Raw genomic sequence first — 19,039 nt, 5'->3', positions numbered from 1 at the left:
CCTGGTACCAGCCTTCGGCGGCCACCTCGTCCGACAGCCCGGGGCGTCTGCGAAGCGCGTCCACCAGGAGCGTCGCGGACTCCGTGGCGAGCGCGAAACGGCCCGCGGCCCGCAACAGGTTCACGCGCATGATCAGCGCTTCGATATCGTGCTGCGCCGCCGCCTTGGCCTCGGGAAGGCGACCGAGTGCCCCGACGACGAGGGCGGGGGTCTCCGCGGATGCCGCCGTGTCGGGATCCACGGCCAGGAGAGCGTCGACGGAGACCGGGTCGAACCCGACATGGGCTCGCAGCGTCGCGACGAGCGCGGCGAAGGCCGCGGCGTCACGAGCCCAGATCTCGGGCCCGGCGGAGCGGAAGATCGAGCCGAGGGTCGTCCACTGGGCGGCGTCCGCGGCCAGCTGAGCGGCGCGCAGCGGCTCACCGGCGGTGACGAGGTGGTCCAGCAGACGCAGGCGTGCGTGCTCCACCAGTTCCGGAGCGCTCACCATGATCTCGCTGAGCCACTGGCCGCGCACGGGCTCGGCCAGCACGAGGCGGGTCGTGCTCGGCCAGACGAAGCCGGCATCCTGCAATTCCCGGAGCAGCTCGGTCGTGGTGCCGGTCGTGGAGTCGATCCCGATTGCTCGGGCGAGTTCGACGTTGATGTACGGTGCGACGGCCAGGAGACGCACCTCGTCGGTGACCGGTGCGCGCAGATGCGCTTCCATGTCCGTGGTCAGGGCTCGCGCGGCGTAATCGGCGATGGCTTCCGCTTCGTCACGGGTGCGCAACGGCAGACCCTCCAGCCGGAGCCTCGAGCTGGCCAACTGGGCGAGTGCGGGCCAGCCGGCGGTGCGCCGCGAGAGAACGTCGACGGCGACCTCCGTCGTCTCGATGCCATGGAGCTCGAGGACGAGCGCAACTTCGTCGCGCGTCATGAGCAGATCAGCGGGTGTGAGCACGTGGACGTCGAACTCGAGTGCGATCAGCGGGCTCTCGAGCCGGGTCACGTGCCGGGTGGCGACGACCACCCGCAGGGCGGGGTCCGTGCGCAGGAGGTCGAGGATGGCGGCGGAGTCGACGGAGGGTCCGTCGGTGAGGTTGTCGACCAGCAGGACGTGCTGGGAGGGGCCTTCGCCGAATGCCGCAGCGACGCGCGCAAGCGTTTCCGGATCGACCTGCGCGGCATCCACGAGCTGGATGCCGATCTCGGGATCGTCGTCCAGCGCGGCGGCGAACTGCCGCAGGAGTGCAGTCTTTCCACGCCGGCCGGCCCACGCAGAAGAACCACGTCGCTCTCGAGGGCGCCGCGGAGCGTCGAAAGGGTGACGGTGCGCGGGGTCCAGAATCGGCTGGACCGCCGCGCGGCGCGCGCGGCGGTGGGCGGGGTGTCGAGGTCGATCAGCATCGTGTTCTCCAACTCTCGGGTCGCTGGTGTCGTCGGCCGGGTTCGGGTTCGGGTCGACGGGCGCGCATGGCGACGGTGCGCTTCACCCGATCATTGGGGCGATGTTCGCCCGGTGCGCGTGTTACGGGAGCGGTTTCATCCCCGCCGTCATCCCCCCTTCACCCTGTCGACATCACACTCTGCGATCCGGAGTCACCATCGGTGAGCCCGTGCCCTTCCCCCCTCCTTTCGCCCGGTCGTGCCGACGCCGACCGTGCGCGGGGCGCTTCCCACGCGTGCCTATGCTTCCCCGGAACTCGGCGCTCCCGACACGGGCCGAGCGGAAGGCGGAACTCGAGTGGACATGCAACGTGTGGCGCGGATCCTGCGCGCCTACTGGAAGACGATCCTCGCCCTCACCCTCGCCGGCGGGCTCGCCGGCCTGGGATGGAGCGCCCTGCAGCCCCGCATCTACACCGCCGACGCGAGCGGTTACGTCGCGAGCGTCTCCACCGATGGATCGACGGGCTCCGCTCTCGCGGGTGACAGCCTGGCGCTGTCTAAGGTGAAGTCCTTCATCGACATGGGGTATTGGCGCGCCGTCGCCGAAACGGCTCGCGACCAACTCGGCCTCAGCGATAGCCCCGAGTCGCTCGTGCAGCGCGTCCGTGTCTCCAATCCGGTCGACACCGTCAACGTGCGCGTCGAGGCGACCGGCTCGACGCCGGAGGCGGCCCGTGACCTCGCCCAGGCCTGGCTGCAGGGGATGACCGTCCAGGCAGAGCAACTCGAAACGACCGGTGGGGGGCAGGCGGCCGTCCGTCTCGTGGCGGGGGACTCGGCGCGACTGCCGACCGCGCCGACGTCCCCGAACGTGAGGCTGGCCGTGGCCGTCGGTGCGCTCGTCGGAGCCCTCGCGGGCGTCGTGTTCGCACTGGTTCGGCGCACGTTCGATCGGCGCGTGCGTTCGGCCCAGGACATCTCGGACGCGACCGATGCGTCGGTCGTCGGCATCCTCCCCGTCGACAAGGCGCTCGCGGCCGGACGCGCCGTGTTCTCGTTCGACGACATCCGCGACGGTCGCGGGTCGTTCGCGCACAAGGAGGCGATGCGCGAGCTGCGCACCAATCTGCAGTACGTCGACGTCGATCGTCCCGCGCGGGTCATCGTCGTGACCAGCCCGCTCCCCGGCGACGGCAAGTCCACGACAGCCGCGAATCTCGCGGTGAGCATCGCAGCAACGGGACAATCGGCGATCCTCATCGACGCAGACCTTCGTCGGCCCGTCCTGGGCGCGACATTCGGCTTCTCGGACGACGTCGGGCTCTCCGACGTCCTCGCCGGCCGCGCTCGGATCGAGCAGGTCGCGCACCAGGTCGACGAGCACGGGCGGCTGTTCGTCGTCGCGGCGGGGAGGACGCCCCCGAACCCGAGCGAGATGGTCGGGTCGCAGCGAATGCAGCAGCTGGCGCGGGTGCTGGCGGATGAGATGGTCGTCGTCATCGACTCGCCGCCGACTCTCGCCGTCGCGGACGCGGCGATCATCGCGAGCTGGGCGGACGGAGCGGTGCTCGTCGTCACCGCCGGGCGCACGACCGACGACATGCTCCGGCGCGCGGTGGGGAACATCGCCAAGACGCGCGGGCGACTTCTCGGCGTGGTCCTCAACCGCGTCCCGCTGCGCGGTGCCGATTCGAACTACTACGGGTCGCAGTACGGCGGCTACTACGGCTACGGGGTGGAGAGCGGGCGCAGTGATCGGTCGTCGTGGTGGCGTCGCTGGCGCCGTCCCTCCGAAGACGCTGCACAGGAGGGGGAGGACGCACCGGGACCGCGTCGCCGGTCCGCAGAGCCTCTTCCCGCGAACGTCCGGGGACTGCGCACTCTGCCTCCCCTCCAGAACTCATCCTCGGCGCCGGGTGAGTCGACTGATGAAGGTGCGGGTGCCGTCGTGGCCCCGGTCGCCACAACGGAGGGCGACGCCCGTCCCCGTCGCCGCCAGCGCGGGTGAACGCCGGGGCGTGTGAACGCCGTGGTGCGCAAGGACGAGAGCGCCGGTTCTCTGTGGGGGAACCGGCGCTCTCTTCACGAGGTCAATGCGCAGTGTCGCCGGGCGCGACCACGGCCCTGACGGTCCGCAACAGGATGACGATGTCGCCGACGAAGGACCAGTTCTCGACGTAGAAGAGGTCCAGGCGAATGGCATCTTCCCACGACAACGCTGAGCGGCCGCTCACCTGCCACAGTCCGCTCATGCCCGGTCGAACGATGAGGCGCCGACGGGCGTCGTCGTCGTAGAACGCCACTTCGGCGTCGCGTTGCGGGCGGGGGCCGACGAGGCTCATCTGACCGCGCAGGACATTGAACAGCTGCGGGATCTCGTCCAGCGAGTACCGACGCAGGATCTTGCCGATCGGAGTGACGCGGGGATCGTTGTCGACCTTGAACAGCGGCGTGCCGTCGCGTCCCTGAGCTGCGAGCAGCTCGGACAGGCGTGTGTCCGCACCGTCGACCATCGAGCGGAACTTCAGCATCCCGAAGCGGACTCCGCCCTGCCCGACACGTTCCTGGCGGTACAGGATCGGACCCGGGCCCGAGAGGCGCACGAGCGCGGCTAGCGCGAGGAGGACGGGGCTCAGGGCGATGAGGAGGAGCGCCGCACCGACGATGTCGAAGGCGCGCTTGAGCACCCGCTGGCGGGTGGAGTACTGCGGGGTCTCGACGTGGACGAGAGGAAGCCCCGCGACGGGACGGGTGTGGATACGAGGGCCGGCGACATCGGTCAGGTTCACGGCGACGATGAGATGCTGGCGCCCGGGCTCGAGTCCCCACCCGATTCGTCGGATGTCGTGCGCGTCGAGGTTCCCGCCCCCGGTGACCAGCACGCTGTCGGCGTCGAGCTCGACGAGTCGGCGCCGGAGGCGACGCGCGTGGGAGTCCGTCCAGGACTGACCGTCCTCGGTGTCGACGGTGTGCACGCCCACGACGGTGAGGCCGACGCCGGGTTGCCGCAGGATCTCGCCCGCCACGCGTGCGTTCTCCTCCGGACTCCCGACGAGGACGACGCGCGCCGACAGATCCCCCTTCCGGCGGCGCGCCACGAGCCACGAGCGGGCGGCACTGCGGGCGGACAGGAGCGCGACGGTCCCCACCGGAAGGCTCAGCAGGAAGTATCCCCGCGAGAGGTCGATGCCGGCGAGGTAGGCCGCCATGGCGACCAGACCGAAGAGCTGGAAGGACGCGGCGATCACCAGTCTGTGCTCAGCGACGCCATGGCCGACGACGCGGGGCAGACGCGTCCCCCACAAGGTCAACGCGGCGAGCCACGCGAAACAGAGCACGGCGGAGACGGTGGTGTAGTCGATCGGCGCGGCGCTCACGCCGGAATGGTCGGGTCCGAGCCACACGAGTTGCGTTCCGAACACGGTCATCACGACGACGAGGGCGTCGATGACGGTCAGCAGCCGCGCATACCGCAATTGCCAGGTGCGCCTTCGTCCGGAGCGGGACGGGGTGAGGCTTTGCGTAAGGGGTGGTGAGACGACTGATGAGGTGGCGAGATCCATGGGTACTCCGCTGATCGGGCTCAGTGGCCGGAGATGGGGCGCCTCTGGGCTGGAACAGGAGGCGCAGGGTCTGGGCACTGTGACACCGCTCACGACGGGGAGCGCCGGGGGTCTCGAACCGTTGGGGCGGGGTGAAGGGGTCCCGTCGAGTCGGCCTTCGCGACCCGACGCCGGTCCCCGGTCCACCACGCGCCGGTGACGTGATCAGGGATCGCCCCGGTGCTCACCTCCGCGGGGGATCACGTCACCTCCGCGGCGGATGTCCCGTGACGGCGGCGCCAGCCTCATGCGGCATGTAGACATGTTCATGTGCGCGTAGCCGAACGGTCAAGCTGGAGGCATGACCGATGCGACCGATCCGTGGAACGAGTTCGCCCAGGAGTTCGGCGCACGGCTCCTCGCCGCCCGCGCGGAACGGGGGCTCTCGCAAGAGCATGTCGCCCACGCCGCGGGGCTGGCGACCTTCACCTATCGCAAGCTCGAGCACGGCGAGTCCAACCCCGGGACTCCGGCCAATCCCCGCCTCCGCACGATCGTCTGTCTCGCCGAAGTGCTCGGGATGTCGCTCGCCGAGCTGCTTCCTGCGCCCCCGGACGGTGTCGCCCCCGGCCGCTGACCGTGGTGTCGGAGGCTCGTGCTTCACTTCCTCCGTGCCCACCGACGATCGGGTCGCCCCTACGGACGACCCGGAGAGAGAGGTGTCCGGCATGGGTGTGAACGACGATGATCCTCGTGGCTTCGCGGGGCGATGCGAATACGCGTGGTGCACGACGGAGCACGGGGCGACGGTTCATCCCGACGACGAAGTGCATCGCAGTGGGGGCGTCGGCTTCTCGGCTCGTGTGCGCGGTGGCGCCGAGCGGGGGCCGGGGATCGCCGCCGATGTGGAGATCGGTATTCTCCGTCGGCCGAGCGACACCGAGAACTGGCTCGTCATCGAGGTTGCGGGCGGTGGTCTCGCGATGACGGCAGAGGGGGCGCGGGCGCTTCGTCGGGCCCTGGCCGACGATCCTCAGATCCAGGCGGCCCTCTCGCCGTGACGTTCGGCGCCCTCGTGCACTTCACCCGGGCGGTCGGCGCGTCCACGGATGCGGGCGGGTGGAGACGTCGGCATCCCAGGCGATGGACTCAGGGCTGCGGACCTCGTCCCGACCCGTCCGCGGAGGGAGCCTCATGAACCGATCGTCGACCGGACGCGTCCTGATCGTGTGCACCGCCAACGCCATCCGGTCTCCGTTCGTCGAACACCTGCTCCGCGCGCGGCTCGCCGCCGAGGGATACAGCGGCGTGCGCGTCGAGAGCGCCGGGACAGCGGTGCGCCCCGGGCGTCCGGCAGAGGCTCAGCTCGTGCAACTCGCGCGCGGGTACGGCCTGGATCTCGAGTCGCACCGTACGCGTCGCCTCGACGAGTCGATGCTCGACCCCGGAATGACCGTGCTGTGTGCCGCCAACGTCCACCGGCGGACCGTTCTGGACATGCGGCCCGAGCTGCTCGACACCACCTTCACCGTCCGCGAGTTCGCCCGTCTGCTGGCGAACGGCGCGGAGACCAGCGGAGGATGGAGTGAGCTCGTCGGATCTGCCTCGAGACGGCGCACCCGGGGGCGACGGGGACCCGTCGAGGATGACGATCTCGTCGATCCCATCCGACAGCCCTCGTCGGTCTGGTCAGAGTTCGAACGCGACGCCGTCGGGGCGGTCGAGGCCGTCGTGTCCGCGACACAGCGGATCATCCGCAAGGATGACGCCGGCCGTGGGCCCCTGATCGATGCGGCGCCGAAGACGCGGCGGGAGATGAGGGCGTTGCGCACGGGGAAGACGGACGACTCCCGCGGTGACGCCATGCGCGCGGGCCCCGACCGCGGCTGACGCCGTTCAGAGAGTGATCGCGCCGCTCAGGCCCGCGCCCGTCGGCGCGTCGATCGGGCGGCCCTCCTCGCTGTCGGCGCGCGCGATGATTCGGCCGAGGCCGATACCGGTCGCGAGGGCGGCGATGATCCACGTGACGATACCGACGACGACGGCGGCGACGACAAAGACCATGGGACTTCTCCTTTGGAGTCCGGTGGTGCACAACGGGTAGCTGCTCGACACTGTAGCGGTCCGGACGGCGTCAGGAAGGGATTGTCGCGTCGCGACGCCGTGCGGTATGTCAGCGGCGGCGCCCGAAGGTTCGACGAACGACGCGGAGCAACCCGAGGAAGCCGAACAGCCCGATCACCGCTCCCAGGATCGAGAACAGCGTCACCGATCCGCCGAGGATCGGTCCGCCGCCGGCGACCACCAGGACGACCGCGATGACGACCGCCGCGATCGAGACCAACGTCGTGGCCATCTCCGAGGTGATCCGACTGAGGATGCCGCTGGTGTCGGTCCCGTCGTCCGAGCGCAGGGTGATGCCGATCGAGCCACGCTCGATCCCGGTGAGGAGGGCCTCGAGTCGTTGTGGCATCCGTTGAAGGCGCGCGAGCGTGATCACCGCACCCGCCTGCAGGTCGGTGGCGGTGCGGCTGAGGGAGACCGTGCGCCGCAGGAGAGTCGGCATGAGGGGGAGGGCGCGGCCGACCATGTCGAAGTCCGTCACGATGACGCGCAAGCAGCCCTCGAGGGTGGCGAAACTGCGGAGCGCGGACGCGAGTTCTCCGGGGAGGGCGATCCGGTGCTGACGGATGACGTCGACGATGCGCGTGAAGATGGAACCCTGTCCGGCACTGCGAACGTGCTCGGCCGTGAGGACGATCCCGACGTCGTGCCGGAAGGCATCCAGGTCCACATCGTCGGGCGCGTCGACGATGAGCAGAAGCGCGTCGGTGGCGGCGACGTCGTTCTCGCTGAGCGCAGCGAGGAGGAACGCCGTCATGTGCTGTCGGCGGCTGCGTTCGATGATGCCGACGGCGCCGAAATCGATCAGTCCCAGCGTCCCGTCGTCGGTCAGCAACACGTTGCCCGGGTGGAGGTCGGCGTGGAACACGCCGTAGACGAGGATCTGCTCGATGACGGTGGTCATGAGCACTTCCGCCAGGCGATCCCGCTCTGGGGCCGTCAGCGCGGCCAATCGTGCGGAAGAGTCGCTGAGGGCGGCCCCGTTCACGAGCTCCATCGTCATCACACGGGTGCCGGACGCGTCGGGGAACGATGCCGGCACCGTCACGAGTCCGCGGCGCGCGGGGTCGGTCTTGTCAATGCTCGCGATCGTGGCGCGGATCATCTCGGTGTTGCGTGCCTCTACGCGGTAGTCGAGCTCTTCCACGAGGGTCGTCGTGAACCCGCGGGCGACGGACTCGATCCGGAGATCGCGTCCCATCCGTGTGCGGGCTTCCGCCCGATGGGCGAGGCGGCCGATGATGTCGGCATCCGCCTCCACCTGCGCGCGGGCGGCCGGGCGCTGCACCTTGACGACGACACGGCTGCCGTCGTGCAGCGTCGCCCGATGCACTTGAGCGACGGATGCGGCGGCGAGGGGCTTCGGGTCGACCTCGGCGAAGACCTCGGCGATGGGACGACCGAGGTCGGACTCGATCACGTCACGGACCGTCTCCCACGGCAGCGTCGTCGCATTCGTCTGCAGCGAAGCGAGGGCGCTCAGGTAGGGCTCGGGGATGAGGTCGCGACGGGTCGAGAGCACCTGCCCGAGCTTGACGAAGCTCACCCCCGCGTCATTGATCGTGGCGACGATGGCCCGTGCCCGCTCCTCGGACGTGCTCAGCTGCTGTTCGACGCGGGAGTGGCCGCCGTGGAACAGCCAGCCGACACCGTGGCGAGAGGCGATGGCGAGGATCTGAACGTACCGGCGCGTGCGTTTGCGTTGACGTAGGGCCGCGCGGACCACGTCGATCGGGTTCGGCAGGGGCCGCGTCGGGAAGATCGCCTCGCTCGCCACCAGCGCCGCAACGCCGAGCGCGAACACCCAGCTGATGGAGAGCGCGATGAGGCCGAGCCACAGCCACACATCGTCTGCAGCGAGGGTGGCCCCGTCGGGCATGCCGGTCTGGCGAAGCACCCATCCCGCGGCCGGGACTCCGAGGAAGAAGACGAGAAGGCCGACGACGATACTGCGCGGCCACCCCACGGCGGTCCCCAGGACCTTGCGCGCGACGAAGCCGACGAGAATCGCACAGACGATCGCGACGACGGCGATGAGGAGGGTGACGAGCACGGGGTCAGCGTAGCCGCCGGGTCACGAAATCCGGGAAAGGTCGCAGCTCGGGCACACCCAGACCGCCGTGGAGCGCCGGGACCGCGGCTGGAGCGTGTGGAGGCATCGAGGGCACCGAGGCGGGAATCCCTCGGTGATGCCCGCCTCGAAGGCGCGGGCTTCTCCGGCAGCGTCCGTCGGAGTCGGGGCGGGAGGCAGGAGCATCAATGCCTTTCTGTCCACCACATTTTTACATGCGCACGCGTAGTGGTGAAGACGTCATCCACAGCGCAGAGCGATGAACGGGGGAGGAGTAACCAGCGCTCCTCCCCCGTTCGAGACGACGGGGGTGTCGCGTCAGCGGTGGAACCGCCGCGACATGGCATCCCCTGCTAGTTCAGACGCCTCTGGTCGTGCGCGAGCTTGGCGCGCAGGCTCGAGTGCACCGAGATGTACGTGCGGAACTGCTGTCCCGTCAGGGTCGCGAGATTCGTCACGAGGGTGTCGACGTGCTCGGCGATCTGGCGCGGCGAGGTGTTTTGGCGCGGTGTCACGCTCACGTGCAGGACGGTCTCGTTGCGCACCTCGTTAGAGGTGATGCGCGAGGAGAGGATCTCGTCGCGTCCGTCGAGCGAGTTCTTCAGCGCCGCCGACGCGAAGCCGTCGGTCACCGTGATGCGTCCCGCGTCGCCGTCGCTGCCGGTGGATTGCAGCGGTACGCGGTGCTTCCCCCGCACGGCGCCCACCGCGACGAGGACGAGCACGATCGCGATGACGGCCAGCGCCGCGATCGCGCCGACACCGAGGGAGGGTTGGCCGATGCCATCGGCCCACCCGCGGACGCCGTCAGTGGTCTGCGTCCACACATCGGCCGCACCCGGCAGGGCGGCCACGACGATCAGCAGACCGCCGAGCGCGAGCAGGACCAGCGCGACGATGAAGAGCAGGATGCGGTTGAGCGCGCGATTGGTGTTCCTCATCGGGGGTTCTCCTTCCCCGCGTCGAGCGGACGCTCGACACGGACGCGCGTCCGCACCGACGGGGTGAGTCGATACGACGCGACCTCGTCATCGACGATGGCTCGCAGCCGATCGATGTCGACCGGGATGCCGAGGGGCGGACGCACGGTCACGTCGACCGTGCGGTGGGCGACGCCCACCACGACGTTCTCACGCGCGATCCCGCTTTCGCTGCTCAGGTGTTGCGCGATCGACGAAGCCACGACGCCGTTGTCGACCACGACGGCGCGGTCGTCCCACGCCATCTCGTGCCTGGACAGGCGGCCGGGCGCCACCGCGATCACGAGCACGATGAGTCCGACGACGGCGATGACGACGCCCGCGGCGATGAGCCCCGCGGGGACCACGGCCGTCGGAAGAGTCGCGAGCGCATCCGCAGCCGCACCGGGGGAGAGCAGCAGGGGAGGCTGTCCGGCGAGCGAGAGCGCGATCTCGACCGCGGCGTACACCGCGGCGAGGACGAGGAGTACGACGATCACGAGCATGGCTCCCGTGCGGGGCGAGTGCGTCTCGCGACGCACGACGGTACGCAGAACCGAGTCGGTCATCTCACCCTCCTTCTTTTCGGGGTCGTTGCCCCGGCGATGGTCAGGTCCACGCGCGACACCTCGCGCCCGAACAGGCGCGTGAGGCGGTCGTGGAGGTCGTGCTGGATGCCACGGGCCGCTTCCAGCACGGGGGTCGCAGCCCGCACCGCTTCGGTGTCGTCGAGCGGGGGAACGGGGAACGGGGTACGAACGCGCACCACGACGGTGTCGCGCGAGGCGACGATGTCCACCGACACGTCGCTGCGCTCGACGCCGATCGCCTCGGCAGCGGCCTGTTCGGCAGCCTTTCGGAAGACACGGTCGGCCACGTCCACGCGGCCGCCGATGTGCACGGTGGCCCCGCCCCCCGGGGTGGCGGTGGCCACCTCGGGAAGCGCGGTGGTCATGATGTGCTCCGACCCGAGAACGCGTTGGCGATGCTGCGGATGTCGATCTGACCGGAGACGATGCGACCGACGACCGCGCCGATCGCCATGAAGAGGGCGACGAGCAGGAAGCCCCAGAATCCGAAGATCAGTGCGGCCGCGGCCAGGATCAGGCCGACGAGGGCACCGGTGATGGTCGGGTTCATGACACGCGGGAGGGGGTCGAGTCGTCGTCGTCGTCACCCGGGATGTGGATGTCGTTGACGTCGACGTTGACCTCGACGACCTCGAGGCCGACGAGACGGCTGATGGCCCCGGCGACGCGTGTGCGCACCTGGTCCGCGACTTCCTGGATCGGGGCCGGGTACTCGACCACGATGGTGAGGTCGGCGGCAGCCTGGGTCTCGCCCACCTCGACCTTCACGCCCTGCGTGAGATCCGTCGCGTTGATCGCGTCGCGGATCGCGCCGAACGCCCGCGCGCCGCCCCCGCCCAGGGCGTAGACGCCCGAGACCTCGCGTGCGGCGATGCCGGCGACCTTGGCCACGACGGAGTCGGCGATGGTCGTCTTGCCGGCGGTGTCGGCGGCGGTGGTCGCCGAGCCGGTGAACGCGCGGTCCACGCGCGACCCTCGGGGCGCTGCGACGGATGCCGCGGGCTTCTCTTCGATAGCCATCGGAGTGTCCTTCCTGTACGTCCTGGCCGGGGCGATGATGCCGGGCCAGCTGTGTTCGCTTACTGATGAGACGTACGCGGAGGCGGTTTCGTCACGCAGCGGCCCCCACTTTCTCCGAACGCGTGCGGCCACGGTCACACGGGGGTGGCGAACTCCCGGATCGTGAGGCCGGAGAACTGCGCGGCACCGCCGTCGGTGTACAGCGAGATCCCGGTGTCGCCGTCGAGGAAATGCACCTGCTGAGACAGCACGGTGTGCCCTGCGTTGACGAAGACCTCCACGCTCTGGCGGTCGACGAAGATGCGCAGGTGGACCGACCTCGCGGCGGGGTCGATGGGCGCGGCCGCGCGGGTGTACGGCGTGAGAGCGTAACCGGCGCGTTCGGACGGGGCCCGGTCGACGTAGAGGTCGGCCCCGTACTTGCCGATGTTCGTGTGGCGGGCACCGTCGGCCGAACGACCCACCGACACTCCGACGTTGACCGCGTCGGTCCACGCGATGTCCAGCTCGAGCTCGTACGCCCGCCCCGTCCAGGGGAGCACTGCGCTGCCGTTCACCGTCCGGTCCGGCAGGGTCACCGTCGAAGTCGCGCGCCCCGTCAGGGCGGAGATCGGTGCGCTGAGCAGGCTGTACCACCCGCCGGGCTGCTTCTCCAGGCGCAGTTCGCGCACGATCGAGTTCTGGCCGTTGTAGCCGTCGGAGACGTCGGTGGGGACGTCGCGCGCCGCGTACTTCCAGTTGTTCATCCACCCGATCGCCAGCCGTCGGGTCTCGGGCGCCTCGATGCTCGGCCACGTCACCGCGCCATACCAGTCCCAGCCCCAGTCCAGCCATTGCGGGGTCAGGTCGTCGGCGACGAAGTGCGTGCCGTTCCACGTTCCCATCCAGTACGCGTAGGTCATCGGGAGCCCCACCGCGAAGGCATCCATGCTCGCTCCCAGGACCCAGTGCCGGGTGCCGTCGTCGGCGGTCATCTGGAACAGGTCCGGACACTCGATGCCGCCGAGCTGCGGGTTCGGGTAGTCGAAGTTGCTGCGCCACGTCCACTGCCAGAGGTTCGGCGAGGTGTAGAAGCCGGCGTAACGGGCACGACCGAGGGCCATGACCCATTCACCGCGTGACGCGTCCCAGTGCACCTTCGGGTCGCGGCACCACTCGGCGTTGTCGATCTCGGCCGGGGTCTGGGCGGCGCGACCATCGTTGTTGACGAGGACGGGGTCGGGGAGCATCGTGAAGCTGAACCCGCCGTCGGTCGACCAGTAGAGGTACTGCTCCTGGTACTTGCGGATGCCGTCGGTGGGACGGGTCGCGAGCGCGATCACCGCCCCCGCGCCGAATCCCGCGGTGTTCGCCTCGTCGACCACGAGACACCCCGACCAGACGGGGACGCCGTTCGTGAGCGGCATGACGGTGCCGTGGTGGACGAAGCTCACGCCATCTGTGGTGGCGTGATCCCACCCGCCCGGACCGTTGTTGACGTCGGAGTGGAGGTAGTACAGCTGGTACTGCCCGCCCGTGACGATCGGGCGCTGCGGATCGCACAGCCAGGCCGTCGGCGGGGTCATGTGGTAGATCGCACGTTGCGACGGCGTGGTGGCGCGGGCGGCCACGGGAGCCGCGGAGGCCAGGGCGAGGCCGAAGGCCCCGGCTCCGGCGCCCTGCAGCAGGGTGCGGCGGGAGATCTCGAACGGCATGATGCTCACTTCCTCGTGATCGGCGGGCACGACGATGCACCCGCCGGGTGTCCGGCGGTTCGGTGGGGAGGGGTCAGGCGGCCGCCGGAGCCGTCCGACCTTCCTGCGCGTCGTCGAACGCGACGACGCGCACGGCGGGGGACTCCGACCCTTCGGACGTGGCACGGACGACCACGGGGCCGGCGCCGAGGGTCACCAGGTGCGAGAGCACGGTGGCACCCCGGTCGGCGAAGACCTCCAGGAGGGGGCCGTCCAGCACGATCGTGAACACCGCCGCGCCCTCCTCCAGCAGCGGGGCGCCGCACGCGCCGGCGAAGTCGGGATGCAAGGCGCGAGCGGCCTCGCCCGTGCGCGACACGGTGAGGGTGCGGGCGGCGGGGTCGTGCACGATGTCGACCGCGGCATCCGATTCCCCGTCGAGCCGGATCCGCAGGAGCCCGGTGTCTCCGGGGTCGCGACGGATCTCGATCACCGCGTGGGGGGCGATACCGGAAGTCGGAACCGGCGCCGCGTCCACGGCAGCGGGGAGAATGGGCGTCTGCACGAGCCGCAGCGCGTCGGCGATGCGACGCAGGCCCAATGTGCGGGGCAGCGACATCGCGCCGCGCCACGGAGCCGTCGGGACGGCGTGGGCGTAGCGCCAGTTGTTCATCCACGCGAGCATCACTGCCGCGCCGCCGGGGGCGTCGTGGAACGTCACCCCGGCGTAGAAGTCGCGGCCGTGGTCGACGGGGAGGAGGACGTCCTCCTCGGCGCGGAACACGTCGCCGACGAGGTCGCCGACGACGTAGTGCATCGCCGACCCGGCCGGGTCGGGCGCGTCGCCCACGGGGTTCGTGCTCAGCAGCAGCACCCAGGCGGCGGCATCCGATCCCTCGACCGGGAGACGCACGAGGTCGGGGCACTCCCACACGACCCCGGTCGGGCCGAGCGGGCCGAAGGACCCCGTCTCGCGCCACGATTCCAGGTCGTCGGAGACGTAGAAGACGACGCGCCGTTCCACCGCCTCGACCGCGAGCATCAGCCAGCCGCGGCCCGGGAGCGCGATGACCTTCGGGTCGCGGAAGTCGGAGCTGCCGCGGTCGAGCACCGGGTTGGCGGCATCCGGGGTCCAGGTGAGGCCGCCGTCGAGACTGGTCGCGCGGGACTGGGCCTGGATGCCGTGGGCGTAGGCGCTCGTGTAGAACGCCGTCAGTGCGTCCCCGGGGCCGGCCACGATCGAACCGGAGAAGATCTGCTCGCCCGGGCGGTGGGCGAGGGCGACAGGATGCTCCTCCCAGTGCAGGAGGTCGGGGCTGGACGCATGGCCCCAGCTCATGTTTCCCCAGTCGTTGCCCGCGGGGTTGTACTGGAAGAACGCGTGCCACCGGCCGCCGGTGTGCACGAGGCCGTTGGGGTCGTTCATCCAGTTGCGCGCGGGCGCGAGGTGGAGGCGCGGGCGGGGCAGGCTCACATCGACTCCCGGAGGACCGGCGGGCAGGCCACGAGCTGGCGCGCACCCGACGCGGGTGCCTCCAGTCCCAGGAGCGTGCGCACGCCGGCGGCGCCCAGTTCGTAGTGCGGCAGCGCGACCGTCGACAGCGGCGGACGCAGGTGCGCCGCGATGACGTCCTGGTTGTCGAAGCCCATCACCGCCACGTCGTCGGGGATGCGCAGGCCGCGGTCGCGGAGGCCGTCGTACAGGCCCATCGCGACGCGGTCGTTGTGGCAGAACACCGCCGTGGCACCGGAGGCGACGACGGCTCCTGCGATGTCGTACCCGCCCTCCTGCTCGGGAGCCGCCTCGAAGATCAGGGCGGGGTCGCTCGCAACGCCCGCATCCGCCAGAGCGGCACGGTAGCCCGCGAGGCGTCCGTCCTTCGCGGGGGAGGGGGAGGTGGTGTTCACGAAAGCGATCCGTCGATGGCCGGCCGAGAGAAGTTCTTCGGTGGCCGTCCGACCTCCCTGAACCTCGTCGGGGACGACCGCGGGGAACGCGTCGTCGGCGGAGAAGCAGTTCACCAGGACCGTCTCGGTGTGCTGGAGCGGCGGCGGAACGTCGATCTCGCGGTGGTACCAGGTGGAGTACAGGATGCCTCGCACCTGGTGCTCGAGCATCATCGCGATCGCGTCGTTCTCGGCGGCGGCGTTGCCCTCGGTGTTGGTCACGAGCAGGACGAAGCCGTGACGCCACGCCTCGTCCTGGGCCCCGTGGATGATCTGTCCGGCGAAGGGGGTGGTGGCGATGGCATCCGCCACCAGGCCGATGAAGCGCGAATTACCCTCGGACAGGGTCTTGGCCAGGGCGTTCGGCCGGTAGCCGAGCGCCTCGATCGCCTCGTGGACGCGGCGTCGGGCGTCCTCGCCGATCCGCGCGCCCGGCTTATCGTTCACGACGTGCGACACGGTTGCCACCGACACCCCGGCCGCCCGCGCCACGTCGCGCATCGTCGTGCTCATCCTTTGGTGGCTCCGCTCTCGAGGCCGGCGATCATCGCCTTGTTCAGCACGAGGAACACCAGCAGCAGCGGCGTCACCGTGACGCACACCGCGGCGAACGTCGCCGTCCAGTCGGTGTTGCCCATCGCTCCGATGTAGTTTTGCAGCCCCAGCGGGATCGTCTTGAGTCCATCGGACAGAACGAACGTGTTCGCGAAGATGAAGTCGTTCCAGATGAAGATGCTGTTGACCAGGACGACCGTGATGATCGTGTTCACCGACAGCGGCGCCGTGATCTGAAGGAAGATCCGATAGGGGCCCGCGCCGTCCAGCGAAGCGGCTTCGTACAGCTCCCGCGGGATGTACTCGTAGAACGACGAGAACAGGTAGATGCCCATCGGCAGTGAGAACGCCGCGAGCGGCAGGATCATCGAGAGGTGCGTGTCGAGCAGCCCGACCTGCGAGTAGTCGATGAACAGCGGCACGAGCGCGATCTGCACGGGCACGATGATGCCGAGCAGGAACAGTGCGCGCACGAACCCGCTGAATCGGAAGCCGAGGACCTGCAGGGCGTACGCGGCCATCATGCCGGCCACGACGATCAGCAGGCTCGCGCCGAGGGTGACGATGAAGCTGTTGGCGATGTTCAGCGCCAGGTTCCCCGTCGCGAACGCCCGCGCGTAGTTGTCGAGGGTCCACTCCGACGGAAGTGCGAAGGGGTCTGCTCCGGCGAAGTCGGACGCGGTGCGGAAGCTCGTGAGGAAGAGCCACAGCAGCGGGTACACCTGTACGACGACGATGAGGACCACGGTCACGGTCAGCAGCGTCCGCTGCACACGCACCCGCGGGGAGCGGTGCACAGCGCGGGGCTCCGGTGCGTCGGACGAGGGGACGGATGCCACGGGGGGCGGGGCGAGAGTCGTGCTCATCACGCGTCCTTTCGACGCAGCAGCAGGAAGATGAGTCCCACCGCGACGAGGCACTCGACCACGATGAAGACCGAGATGGCACTGGCGTAGCCGTAGTCGGTGTGGACGAACGCCGTCTTGTACATGTAGGTGGTCAGCAGCTCCGACGCCTGACCCGGTCCGCCGTTGGTCAGCAGGTACGGGATGTCGAAGCCGCGGAGCGCGAAGGTCGTGGCCATCACGGTCGTGGTGATCCAGACGGGACGGATGTAGGGGAAGCGGATCCGCCAGAAGGTCTGCCACCAGGAGGCGCCGTCCAGACGCGCGGCTTCCTCGAGCTCCTTGGGCACCGCGATGAGCGCCGCGTAGATGATGAGCATGTAGAGACCGGTGAAACGCCATCCCTCGGGGATGGATACCGCCGCCAGCACCGTCTGCACGTTGGAGAGCCAGGCCGTCTGGAGACCGTCGAGTCCCACCCACGCGAGCAGCTGGTTGAGCAGACCCACGGGCTCGAGCGAGTAGATGCGGACGAAGAGGAACGCGATCGCCACCGTGGAGATGACCGCCGGCAGCAGGTACAGCGTCTTGACCAGTTCCCGTGCCCGGGGGAGGGCGGTGAGGAGACCCGCCACAGCCAGGGCACCCCCGAGCTGGAGGACCAGGCAGATGGCGAGATAGCCGAGCGCGTTGCCGAAAGCCGTCCAGAACACGTCGTCGCGCGTGAACATCTTCACGTAGTTGTCCAGGCCCACGAAGGCGAGGTCGGTGATGCCGTCCCACGAGAACAGGCTGAGGACGAGCGACTGCACGATGGGGAGCAGGACCGCGGCGCCATACAGCAGCAGCGGGGGCACCAGGAACACGGCGACGGCAAGACCCGATCGTCGAGGGAGCATCGACGTGCGCATCGGCACGCGACGCCGGGCGGGGGAGCCGGCCCCGGTGACCCGGGGCCGGCTCGGTGCGAGGGTGTCAGCCACCGACGTTCTCCGTCAGGGCCGCGTCCATCGTGCCGACGAACTCGTCGGGTGTGATGTCGCCCTGCACGAGCAGCGTCAGCTCCTGCTGGAGCCGGGTGTTCGTCGCGGGGTCGAGCTGGGTGTCCCACGGCATCGCGATCTTCGTGCCCACGTCGCCGGCCTGCTCGATCGCCCGCGTGTACAGCGGGGTCGCGTTCGCCGGGATCGTCGTCTCCACGCCCGTGGTCGGCGAGAGGGCGCCCGAGGCGGCGACCTCGGCGGGATAGCGCTCGAGGGCGAAGCGCAGGAAGTCGCGCACGAGCGGGTCGTACGTGGCGGAGTTGACGGCCATGCCGATGCCGGACGGGGTCACGTACTCGTTATCTGCGGTCACGGCGCCGGGGATCGTCGGCAGCGTGAAGTAGTCGACGCTGTCGCGCACGCCCGCGTCGAGCTTGTCGGTGGCGAGGTTCGCCAGCTCCCACGTGCCGATGTTGTACACCGCGGCCTTGCCGGAGGTGAACTGCGCCTGCGCGTCGGCGTATCCCGTGGCCGAGAAGCCCTCCTGGAAGCAGCCGGCCTGCCCGAGCCCGTACAGCCAGTCGGCGGCGGCGCGTCCGGGAGCGTCGGAGAACTTCGCCTTGCCGGTCTTCAGCTTCTGTACGTACTCGGGGCCCGCCTGCCGGAAGGGGTAGTAGGCCATGTACCGCTCGAGCGGCCAGCCGTCGGCGCCGTCGAGGGCGATCGGCGTGATGCCCTTGGTGCGCAGCGCCGCGCACATCGGCGCGAAGTCGTCGAGAGTCGCGGGAACCGCGACTCCGGCCTGCGCGAGCAGGTCCTTGTTGTACCAGAAGAACTCCAGCTGGAACTCGAACGGCACCATGTAGAGCGAGTCGTCGTCGAAGCGCTGGTAGTTCAGGGCGGCGTCGCGGTACTGGTCGGACAGTCCGAGGTCCTTCAGCAGCAGATCCACGTCGACCATGCGGCCCTGCTCTGCGAGCTTCTGCGCGAAGGGGGTGGCATCCGTGTCGAAGAGCTCGGGCAGCTTGTTGGCGGCGGCCAGGGTCTCGTACTTCTGGATGTAGCTGGGGCGATCGGGTGTCGTGATGAGGTTCAGCGAGAAGCCGGGGTGGTCGGCGGCGTACTCGTCGGCGATCTTCTGCATCGCCGTGATCACGCCGCCGTCGGCCGGACGCGACAGCAGCCAGGAGATCTCGCGTGGCGTGATCTCCCCGTCCGGGTTGACGTCGGTCGGGTCGCCGGCGGAGCCGGTGGCGCCGCACCCGGACAGGGCGAGCGCGGTGGCGGCGGTCAGCGCGAGCCAGGATGCCGCTCGGGTGAGGTGGACCATGTGAATCTCCATTGATGTCGTGGTGCGGG

General features: G+C 69.7%; 20 protein-coding genes. 4 read left to right on the top strand and 16 right to left on the bottom strand.

From position 1 onward, the window contains the following. On the bottom strand, nt 1-1,174 hold a 1,174-nt coding region (locus tag D8Y23_RS03550; protein WP_164878125.1), incomplete at its 3' end, for a hypothetical protein. A gap of 558 nt (nt 1,175-1,732) precedes the next feature. Between D8Y23_RS03550 and D8Y23_RS03545 the strand changes: the two genes are divergently transcribed. Next, the gene (locus D8Y23_RS03545; protein ID WP_240663755.1) at nt 1,733-3,379 is read left to right on the top strand and encodes a polysaccharide biosynthesis tyrosine autokinase; all 1,647 of its coding nucleotides are present in this window, start codon (nt 1,733-1,735) and stop codon (nt 3,377-3,379) included. Between the two features lie 82 nt (nt 3,380-3,461). Here the strand turns inward: D8Y23_RS03545 and D8Y23_RS03540 are convergent, their stop codons facing one another. Continuing rightward, the gene (locus tag D8Y23_RS03540; RefSeq protein ID WP_128216791.1) at nt 3,462-4,934 is read right to left on the bottom strand and encodes a sugar transferase; all 1,473 of its coding nucleotides are present in this window, start codon (nt 4,932-4,934) and stop codon (nt 3,462-3,464) included. A gap of 340 nt (nt 4,935-5,274) precedes the next feature. Here D8Y23_RS03540 and D8Y23_RS03535 point away from each other — a divergent pair, with 340 nt between their 5' ends. From D8Y23_RS03535 to D8Y23_RS03525, 3 genes are all read left to right on the top strand, one after another. Beyond that, nucleotides 5,275-5,550, top strand: coding sequence for a helix-turn-helix domain-containing protein (locus D8Y23_RS03535; RefSeq protein ID WP_128216790.1), 276 nt, complete (start codon nt 5,275-5,277; stop codon nt 5,548-5,550). Nucleotides 5,551-5,584: 34 nt separating this feature from the next. Next, nucleotides 5,585-5,974, top strand: coding sequence for a hypothetical protein (locus D8Y23_RS03530; protein WP_128216789.1), 390 nt, complete (start codon nt 5,585-5,587; stop codon nt 5,972-5,974). A gap of 133 nt (nt 5,975-6,107) precedes the next feature. Further along, nucleotides 6,108-6,803 (top strand): hypothetical protein, encoded by a 696-nt coding sequence (locus D8Y23_RS03525; RefSeq protein ID WP_164878124.1) that lies wholly within the window; start codon nt 6,108-6,110, stop codon nt 6,801-6,803. A 6-nt stretch (nt 6,804-6,809) separates the two neighbouring features. Here D8Y23_RS03525 and D8Y23_RS16705 read toward each other — a convergent pair whose 3' ends face one another. From D8Y23_RS16705 to D8Y23_RS03465, 14 genes are all read right to left on the bottom strand, one after another. Then, complete coding sequence (locus D8Y23_RS16705) at nt 6,810-6,977, bottom strand: hypothetical protein (RefSeq protein WP_164878123.1); 168 nt, start codon at nt 6,975-6,977, stop codon at nt 6,810-6,812. Nucleotides 6,978-7,086: 109 nt separating this feature from the next. Beyond that, nucleotides 7,087-9,090, bottom strand: coding sequence for an ABC1 kinase family protein (locus D8Y23_RS03520; protein WP_128216787.1), 2,004 nt, complete (start codon nt 9,088-9,090; stop codon nt 7,087-7,089). 21 nt (nt 9,091-9,111) lie between these two features. Beyond that, on the bottom strand, nt 9,112-9,294 hold the full coding sequence (locus D8Y23_RS17295) for a zf-TFIIB domain-containing protein (RefSeq protein ID WP_396654313.1): 183 nt from the start codon (nt 9,292-9,294) through the stop codon (nt 9,112-9,114). Between the two features lie 167 nt (nt 9,295-9,461). Beyond that, nucleotides 9,462-10,049 carry a hypothetical protein gene (locus D8Y23_RS03515; protein ID WP_128216786.1) on the bottom strand — a complete coding sequence of 196 codons (588 nt, stop codon included), beginning with the start codon at nt 10,047-10,049 and terminating at the stop codon, nt 9,462-9,464. Then, the gene (locus D8Y23_RS03510; protein WP_128216785.1) at nt 10,046-10,636 is read right to left on the bottom strand and encodes a DUF6286 domain-containing protein; all 591 of its coding nucleotides are present in this window, start codon (nt 10,634-10,636) and stop codon (nt 10,046-10,048) included. Before D8Y23_RS03510 ends, D8Y23_RS03515 begins: the two co-directional genes overlap by 4 nt. Beyond that, entirely contained in the window at nt 10,633-11,022 is a 390-nt protein-coding gene (locus D8Y23_RS03505; RefSeq protein WP_128216784.1) for a hypothetical protein, read from the bottom strand. Before D8Y23_RS03505 ends, D8Y23_RS03510 begins: the two co-directional genes overlap by 4 nt. Continuing rightward, entirely contained in the window at nt 11,019-11,207 is a 189-nt protein-coding gene (locus D8Y23_RS03500; protein ID WP_128216783.1) for a DUF2273 domain-containing protein, read from the bottom strand. The genes D8Y23_RS03505 and D8Y23_RS03500 overlap by 4 nt, the downstream gene beginning before the upstream one ends. Further along, entirely contained in the window at nt 11,204-11,677 is a 474-nt protein-coding gene (locus D8Y23_RS03495) for an Asp23/Gls24 family envelope stress response protein (protein WP_128216782.1), read from the bottom strand. The genes D8Y23_RS03500 and D8Y23_RS03495 overlap by 4 nt, the downstream gene beginning before the upstream one ends. 134 nt (nt 11,678-11,811) lie before the next feature. Next, nucleotides 11,812-13,371, bottom strand: coding sequence for a glycoside hydrolase family 32 protein (locus D8Y23_RS03490; protein WP_128216800.1), 1,560 nt, complete (start codon nt 13,369-13,371; stop codon nt 11,812-11,814). Nucleotides 13,372-13,444: 73 nt separating this feature from the next. Continuing rightward, nucleotides 13,445-14,824 carry a glycoside hydrolase family 32 protein gene (locus D8Y23_RS03485; RefSeq protein ID WP_128216781.1) on the bottom strand — a complete coding sequence of 460 codons (1,380 nt, stop codon included), beginning with the start codon at nt 14,822-14,824 and terminating at the stop codon, nt 13,445-13,447. Then, complete coding sequence (locus tag D8Y23_RS03480; protein WP_128216780.1) at nt 14,821-15,810, bottom strand: LacI family DNA-binding transcriptional regulator; 990 nt, start codon at nt 15,808-15,810, stop codon at nt 14,821-14,823. Before D8Y23_RS03480 ends, D8Y23_RS03485 begins: the two co-directional genes overlap by 4 nt. Beyond that, the gene (locus tag D8Y23_RS03475) at nt 15,807-16,718 is read right to left on the bottom strand and encodes a carbohydrate ABC transporter permease (RefSeq protein WP_128216779.1); all 912 of its coding nucleotides are present in this window, start codon (nt 16,716-16,718) and stop codon (nt 15,807-15,809) included. Before D8Y23_RS03475 ends, D8Y23_RS03480 begins: the two co-directional genes overlap by 4 nt. Continuing rightward, nucleotides 16,718-17,596, bottom strand: coding sequence for a carbohydrate ABC transporter permease (locus tag D8Y23_RS03470; protein ID WP_077049603.1), 879 nt, complete (start codon nt 17,594-17,596; stop codon nt 16,718-16,720). The genes D8Y23_RS03475 and D8Y23_RS03470 overlap by 1 nt, the downstream gene beginning before the upstream one ends. A 76-nt stretch (nt 17,597-17,672) precedes the next feature. After that, nucleotides 17,673-19,010, bottom strand: a complete 1,338-nt coding sequence (locus tag D8Y23_RS03465) for an ABC transporter substrate-binding protein (protein WP_128216778.1) — start codon at nt 19,008-19,010, stop codon at nt 17,673-17,675. Between the last annotated feature and the right edge of the window lie 29 nt (nt 19,011-19,039).

Origin of the sequence: Microbacterium enclense (assembly GCF_004022425.1) — a bacterium.
GTDB classification, from domain to species: Bacteria; Actinomycetota; Actinomycetes; order Actinomycetales; family Microbacteriaceae; genus Microbacterium; species Microbacterium enclense_A.
The sequence above is the reverse complement of the archived record's forward strand: the minus strand, read 5'-3'. Positions and strand labels throughout refer to the sequence as shown.

Coding starts and splice junctions, on each gene's coding strand:
- D8Y23_RS03545 (WP_240663755.1), top strand. CDS start 1,733: ATGCAACGTGTGGCGCGGATCCTGCGCGCCTACTGGAAGACGATCCTC.
- D8Y23_RS03540 (WP_128216791.1), bottom strand. CDS start 4,934: ATGGATCTCGCCACCTCATCAGTCGTCTCACCACCCCTTACGCAAAGC.
- D8Y23_RS03535 (WP_128216790.1), top strand. CDS start 5,275: ATGACCGATGCGACCGATCCGTGGAACGAGTTCGCCCAGGAGTTCGGC.
- D8Y23_RS03525 (WP_164878124.1), top strand. CDS start 6,108: ATGAACCGATCGTCGACCGGACGCGTCCTGATCGTGTGCACCGCCAAC.
- D8Y23_RS16705 (WP_164878123.1), bottom strand. CDS start 6,977: ATGGTCTTTGTCGTCGCCGCCGTCGTCGTCGGTATCGTCACGTGGATC.
- D8Y23_RS17295 (WP_396654313.1), bottom strand. CDS start 9,294: ATGCTCCTGCCTCCCGCCCCGACTCCGACGGACGCTGCCGGAGAAGCC.
- D8Y23_RS03515 (WP_128216786.1), bottom strand. CDS start 10,049: ATGAGGAACACCAATCGCGCGCTCAACCGCATCCTGCTCTTCATCGTC.
- D8Y23_RS03510 (WP_128216785.1), bottom strand. CDS start 10,636: ATGACCGACTCGGTTCTGCGTACCGTCGTGCGTCGCGAGACGCACTCG.
- D8Y23_RS03505 (WP_128216784.1), bottom strand. CDS start 11,022: ATGACCACCGCGCTTCCCGAGGTGGCCACCGCCACCCCGGGGGGCGGG.
- D8Y23_RS03500 (WP_128216783.1), bottom strand. CDS start 11,207: ATGAACCCGACCATCACCGGTGCCCTCGTCGGCCTGATCCTGGCCGCG.
- D8Y23_RS03495 (WP_128216782.1), bottom strand. CDS start 11,677: ATGGCTATCGAAGAGAAGCCCGCGGCATCCGTCGCAGCGCCCCGAGGG.
- D8Y23_RS03490 (WP_128216800.1), bottom strand. CDS start 13,371: ATGCCGTTCGAGATCTCCCGCCGCACCCTGCTGCAGGGCGCCGGAGCC.
- D8Y23_RS03480 (WP_128216780.1), bottom strand. CDS start 15,810: ATGAGCACGACGATGCGCGACGTGGCGCGGGCGGCCGGGGTGTCGGTG.
- D8Y23_RS03475 (WP_128216779.1), bottom strand. CDS start 16,718: ATGAGCACGACTCTCGCCCCGCCCCCCGTGGCATCCGTCCCCTCGTCC.
- D8Y23_RS03470 (WP_077049603.1), bottom strand. CDS start 17,596: ATGCTCCCTCGACGATCGGGTCTTGCCGTCGCCGTGTTCCTGGTGCCC.
- D8Y23_RS03465 (WP_128216778.1), bottom strand. CDS start 19,010: ATGGTCCACCTCACCCGAGCGGCATCCTGGCTCGCGCTGACCGCCGCC.